The sequence below is a fragment of the bacterium genome (assembly GCA_016873475.1).
In the GTDB taxonomy this organism is placed as follows: domain Bacteria; phylum Krumholzibacteriota; class Krumholzibacteriia; order JACNKJ01; family JACNKJ01; genus VGXI01.
This window is the reverse complement of the sequence record VGXI01000269.1, coordinates 1-3,630: the sequence shown is the minus strand read 5'-3', so window position 1 is coordinate 3,630 and position 3,630 is coordinate 1. Positions and strand designations below refer to the sequence as shown.

The 3,630-nt window shown below is 71.0% G+C and carries 3 protein-coding genes; all 3 read right to left on the bottom strand.

Features of this window, described 5'->3' with window-relative positions; all coding sequences use genetic code 11:
• Positions 1 to 99: 99 nt before the first annotated feature.
• Positions 100 to 1,935, bottom strand: a complete 1,836-nt coding sequence (locus FJ251_14470) for a DUF4153 domain-containing protein (GenBank protein MBM4118909.1) — start codon at positions 1,933 to 1,935, stop codon at positions 100 to 102.
• 54 nt (positions 1,936 to 1,989) lie between these two features.
• Positions 1,990 to 2,991 (bottom strand): type I glyceraldehyde-3-phosphate dehydrogenase, encoded by a 1,002-nt coding sequence (gene gap, locus FJ251_14465; GenBank protein MBM4118908.1) that lies wholly within the window; start codon positions 2,989 to 2,991, stop codon positions 1,990 to 1,992.
• On the bottom strand, positions 2,988 to 3,630 hold a 643-nt coding region (locus FJ251_14460), incomplete at its 5' end, for a hypothetical protein (GenBank protein ID MBM4118907.1). The genes FJ251_14460 and gap, both read right to left, overlap by 4 nt.

Here is a 3,630-nt window from a genome sequence, read left to right as displayed (position 1 = left end):
GGGGGCCGGGCAGGTAGTCGGGCGCGTGCCCGCCGCCGGCGCTCACCGGCTTGCTCTGGTAGAGGTGGTTGCCGCCGCAGTTGGGGCAGGGGGCGATCTTCATGGGGCCTCCTGGGCTGGGCCGGGCACGCCGGGGGGCGCGGCCTCGCCGCTGGGAACGAGGAGCAGTTCGGCATCGAACTGGGTGAGGCCGGGCTTGCCCTCCTGCCAGGCGATTTGTTCGACGAGCAGCCAGGCGCGCCAGCCACCGCCGACGGCCTGCAGGCTGAGGTCGGCCGCGGGCACCGCCTCCGGGTGGCTGAGGCCGCGCAGCGCGCCCTGGAGCGCGGCGAGATCGAATGCGAGGACTGCGGCGCCCTCACGACTGAGCGCGAGCCGTCCCTCCGCCGGCGCGAGCGTCCAGGCGCTGCCGGCGGCGCTGAAGCCAGCCTGCTGCGGGTCCCCGACCAGGCTCAGGCGGACGTGCCAGGCGCCCTCGCCGAGGGCGAGCGCCTCGTCGCCCCGCCGGCGCTGGAAGAAGCGAAAGTCGCCGCCCGTCTGGCGCCAACCCTCGTCGAACTCCAGACCCAGGTGCGCCATCACGACGCGACTGAGCGTGCCGCCGTCCACGCGGTTCGGCTGGCCGGCCGCCAGTTCGGCGGCGATCTGTGAGCGCAGCTCCGGGCTCGCGTAGCGGTCGAGCACGGCCGCGCCGTGGCGGTCGAAGAGATAGTAGAGGATCGCGCTGAGTTCGCGCTGCGTCTCGGGGGCGACGGCGGCGGGGGCGGGCGCCAGGCGAGACTCCGCGAGCATGCCACCGGCCGTCAGGAGCTGCTCGAGGCGGCCGAGCTGACTCGCGCGGCTCAGGCTGAAGGCGCCCCAGGGGCCGGCGCTGACGGCGAGGGCGATGAGGCCCAGCGAGAACGGCAGCGGCCGCAGGCTGCGCAAGCGGCCGAGGGCGCCGAACGCCGCCGTCACGCCGAGCCAGAGCCCGAGCACGATGAGGATGTAGCGCGGCTCGGTGAGGCCGTACTGGCCGACCCGCTTGCCGGCCGAGAGGAGGAGCATCGCCACGGCCGGCAGGAGCAGGATGAAGTAGACCCGCGCGTAGACCGACACCCAGCGCTGCTTGCCTGCGAGCGCGAGCGGCTGCAGCAGGGCCAGCGAGGCGAGGCCGGCCGCGCCAACGCTCGAGACCAGCCAGCCGATCCAGCCGCTCGGCCACTGCGTCGTGAGCAGCACCTTGGCGAGGTAGGCCGTGAGCAGCGCCAGGTAGATGCCGACCAGCGGCGCCAGGATGTACTGCGCGAAGAGGCGCAGCACGGGCGGATAGTCGGCCAGCGCTTCGAGCGCCGCCGGCGCGCGCGGCACCCCGACCAGGAAGTACCAGGTGTTGAAGACGAAGATGATCAGCATGAAGAGCCGCGGGTAGACCGTCTCCGGCATGGGGACGCCGAAGAGCTTGTTCAGGGCCAGCAGGGCGATGCTGAGGCCGAGCATCAGCACCGCCGAGAAGACGAGCCCGGCCAGCAGGCGCAGGAAGAGAGCCTTGCCGAACTGCCAGAAGGCGTTCTCGCCCGGCAGGCGCAGGAGCGGCAGCGAGACCACGGCCAGGTGGGCGGCGATCGCGAAGAGCAGGAAGCGGATCATCGGCGCACCCTCGGTCCGCGCGGGCAGTGTGAGCCCGTAGGCGACGAGCGCCGCCGCGCCGAGGCCCTGGAGCAGCAGACCCCGCGACCGCGGCCAGCGCTCGGCGACGAGGGCGAGGGCGAGCAGGAAGGGGATGCCGAGCGCCCCGGTCATCAGCAGCCGGCCGAGGGCCGAGTCGCCTTCCTGCGGGCCGATCAGCAGGACGGCGGCCGCCGCGGCGACCAGGGCTGCGCTCAGAACGAGGGGGAAACGGCGCGCTGCTCCGGCGGCGGCGCCGAGCACGAACTGCAGCGAGGGCAAATGCATGGCTGGCCTCCTGCGGCGCGGCGACAGTGAGCGCCGCCGCGCCGCCGCGCCGGCCTAACCCAAGCGATCGAGCAGGCCGAGCAGGTCCACGACGCGATTCGAGTAGCCCCACTCGTTGTCGTACCAGGCCATCGTCTTGGCGAAGTGGCCGTCGACGACCAGCGTGAAGGGCGCGTCGAAAATCGACGAGTGGGGGTCGCCCACGATGTCCGAGGAGACGATCGGCGCCTCCGAGTACTTGAGGATGTTGCGGAAGCCCTCGCTCTTGGCCGCCGCGCGCATCGCCGCGTTGATCTCCTGCGCCGTGACCTTCTCCTTCAGCTCGGTGACGAGATCCACGATCGAGCCGTCGGGGATGGGCACGCGCATCGCGAGCCCGTCGAGCTTGCCCGCGAGCGCGGGCAGCACCTTGCCGACCGCCTTCGCGGCGCCGGTGGTGGTGGGGATGATGTTCTCCGCCGCCGCGCGGCTGCGCCGCCAGTCGCTGTGCGGGACGTCGGCCAGGCGCTGGTCGTTGGTGTAGGCGTGCACGGTGGTCATCACGCCGCTGACGATGCCGAAGTTCTCGTGCAGCACCTTGGCCACTGGCGCCAGGCAGTTCGTCGTGCAGCTCGCGTTGGAGACGATGCGGTGCTCCTTCTTCAGGTCCGCCTCGTTGACGCCGAGCACGACCGTGCAGTCGATCTCGTCCTTGCTGGGTACCGTGAGGATGACCTTCTTCGCGCCCGCCGCCAGATGCTGCTCGATCTCGGCGCGCTTGCGGAAGCGGCCCGTCGACTCGATGACGAAGTCCACGCCCAGCTCGCCCCAGGGCAGGTCGGCCGGGTTGGGGACCTCGGTCATCTTCACGGTCTGGTGATCGGTGCGCATGAGGTCGCCTTCCACGCGAATCGCGCCCCGGAAGGGGCCCATCACCGTGTCGTGCTTGAGCAGGTAGGCGAGGGCGTCGTTGTCGGTGATGTCGTTGATCGCCACCACTTCCACGCCCGGCAGGGGGTCGAGGATCCGAAAGACGCTGCGTCCGATGCGGCCGAAGCCGTTGATGCCGATTCTCATCGCTGCACCTCCTCAACCGTGAAGGCGCCGAGGGTGGACACCGTGTCCAGGATGCGCGCCGCGTAGCCCCAGCCGTTGTCGTACCAGGTGATCGTCTTGACCAGCCCGCCGCCGAGGGCGATCGTGGCGAGCGAGTCGAAAACGGCCGAGTGCGCGTTGCCGATCACGTCGCTGGAGACGATCGGCTCGTCGCTGTACTCGAGATAGCGGCCGAGCGGTCCGGCGGTCGCCTGCTTGACGACCGCGTTGACGGCCTCCTTGTCCAGGGCCTGGCCGAGCTGCAGGCTGAGGTCCAGGTTGGAGCCGTTGGGCACCGGCACGTTCACGGCGATGCCGTCGATCTTGCCCTTGAGGTGGGGCATCATCGTCTCGACGACGCTCGGCGACCAGGTCCAGTTCGGGATGAGGTTCTGGGCCGCGCTGCGGCTGCGCCGCAGGTTGGGCGTGATCGTGTCGGAGAGCTTCTGGTCGCTCGAGTAGGCGTGGACGGTGGTCATCATCGCGCGGCGCACGCCGACCGCCTCGTCGAGCACCTTGAGCATGAGGGCGAGCGCGTGGGTCGTCGTGCTCGCGCAGGAGACGATCCGGTCCTCGGCGCGAAGCTCGCCATCGTTGACGCCGTGCACGATGGTGCGGGGG